Origin of the sequence: Paracoccus panacisoli (assembly GCF_042435015.1) — a bacterium.
GTDB classification, from domain to species: domain Bacteria; phylum Pseudomonadota; class Alphaproteobacteria; order Rhodobacterales; family Rhodobacteraceae; genus Paracoccus; species Paracoccus panacisoli.
On record NZ_JBHMQU010000062.1, the window covers coordinates 1 to 1,597 of the forward strand.

The 1,597-nt window shown below is 75.2% G+C and carries 2 protein-coding genes; both read right to left on the minus strand.

Translation table 11 applies throughout. The features are described from left to right. Positions 1–380: response regulator (locus tag ACFHYO_RS12475; protein WP_394320785.1), on the minus strand; the 380-nt coding region annotated here is incomplete at its 3' end. Further along, complete coding sequence (locus ACFHYO_RS12480) at positions 380–1,543, minus strand: two-component system sensor histidine kinase NtrB (protein ID WP_394320786.1); 1,164 nt, start codon at positions 1,541–1,543, stop codon at positions 380–382. The genes ACFHYO_RS12480 and ACFHYO_RS12475, both read right to left, overlap by 1 nt. Between the last annotated feature and the right edge of the window lie 54 nt (positions 1,544–1,597).

The following is a 1,597-nucleotide window of genomic DNA, read 5'->3' on the forward strand; positions in this document are numbered from 1 at the left end:
GGGGCGGGCCGGCGCGGGTGGCGCCCCAGCCCGGCCCGCACCCGGGCCATCAGCTCGGGCAGGTCGAAGGGCTTGGGCAGGTAGTCGAAGACCGAGGCCTCGGTCGCGCGGATCGCCGTCACGATGGTGTTCTGGGCCGAGATCACGATCACCGGCAGGCCCGGCCGGGCGCGCGCGATCGACGGCACGAGGTCCAGCCCGTTGCCGTCCGGCATCATCACGTCCGTCACCACCACGTCGCCGCGCCCCTCTTCCACCCAGCGCATGAGCTGGCCGAGGCTGCCCGTCGCGTGGACGCGGCACCCGGCGCGCGTCAGCGCCTGGGTCAGAACGGTGCGGATGGTGCGGTCGTCGTCGGCGACCAGGACGGTTCCGTCCATCAGGATGCTCCTTCCCGGCCGGGGAGTCCGGCCGTTTCTTTCGTCGTCTCTCGGGTCGTCTCGGGCGCGGAGCCGGGGTCGGCCGCCTTGCCGGTCCCGCGGGCCATCGGCAGCGACAGCCGGAACAGGGTGCGGCCGGGGCGGCTGTCCACCTGGATGCGCCCGCCGTGTTCGGTCACGATCTTGCTGACCAGCGCCAGCCCCAGCCCGGTGCCGTTCTCGCGGCCCGAGACGAAGGGCTCGAAGATCTGCTCGGCGATGGCTTCGGGGATGCCGGGGCCGTCGTCCTCGATCTCGAGTTGCAGCGGCAGCGGGGTGCCGTCCTCGCCGCGCACGGCGCCGTCATAGTGGGTGCGCAGCCGGATCAGCGGCGCCCCGCGCGGGTCGCCCGGCGCCCGCGCCTCGCGGTCGAGCGCTTCGGCGGCGTTGCGCAAGAGGTTCAGGACCAGCTGCATCAGCCGGTCGGGGTCGACCAGCGCCTCGGGCAGCGAGGGGTCGTATTCGGTCACCATCCGCGGCGTGCCGCCCGACAGCGCCGCGCTGCTCAGCCGCACGCTGCGGCGGGCCCGGTCGAGGATGTCGTGGATGTTCACCGCCCGGCGCTGCGGCGCGGTGGTGTCGCCGAAGCGCTCGACCTGTTCGAGCAGCGCGACGATCCGGCGGCTCTCGGCCACGATCAGGTCGGTCAGCTCGCGGTCCTCGGGCGAGAGCCCCTCGGCCAGCAGCTGCGCCGCGCCGCGGATGCCGGCGACCGGGTTCTTGATCTCGTGCGCCAGCATCTCGGCCATGCCGATGGCCGAGCGGGCGGCGTGGCGGGGGGGCGTGACGCCGTTCCCCTCGGGGCGGATCAGCGCCACCACCCCGCCGCCCGGCAGCGCGCCGAGTTGCAGCGCCGCGCGGCGCAGGGTCCAGCCGCCGGCGCGGTCCGAGATCTCGAACCGCAGGCGCGGGTGCAGGGTCGGGTCCTCGGACTGCGCGGCCGCGGCGATTAGCGGCCCGAGCGGCGGGCTGACCCGCAGCCGCGCGGCCAGCGCCGGATCGTCGGCGAAAAGCCCCGCGACCGAGCGGGTCGAGAGGTTCAGCCACAGCTCGGCGGCCTCGTTGAGACCGGTCCAGCGCCCCTCGGCATCGAAGCTGGCCACCGGGGCGGGCAGCGCGGCCAGAAGCGCCGCCGGATCGGGCGCATGATCAGGCGCCGGCGCCCGCGCGGAGGCCGC